Here is a 271-nt window from a genome sequence, read left to right on the forward strand (position 1 = left end):
GCACTCCTCTTCCAGCTGCTTCCGTACCGAGGGGTCCGTGCCGGGGAACTCAAGGACGTCCAGGCCGGCGCGTATGTACAATCCGGACCCACCCACCAGGATGGCCCGCTTGCCCCGCGAATGAATCTCGGCGATGGCGGCCCGGCATTGTTCCTGGAAATCGGCCACGCTGGCTTCCTCAGTAACATCCATGATGTCCAAGAGGTGATGCGGGATGCCTTGCCGCTCTTCAACACTGATCTTTGCGGTACCGATGTCCATGCCGCGGTAG

Annotated in this window: 1 protein-coding gene; it reads right to left on the reverse strand. The window is 61.6% G+C overall.

All coding sequences use genetic code 11. The features are described from left to right. The coding region (locus SB772_RS41170) for a tRNA dimethylallyltransferase (RefSeq protein ID WP_410838670.1) at window positions 1–261 on the reverse strand (261 nt) is incomplete at its 3' end. Between the last annotated feature and the right edge of the window lie 10 nt (window positions 262–271).

Origin of the sequence: Paraburkholderia sp. SIMBA_030 (genome assembly GCF_046535245.1) — a bacterium.
GTDB lineage: Bacteria > Pseudomonadota > Gammaproteobacteria > Burkholderiales > Burkholderiaceae > Paraburkholderia.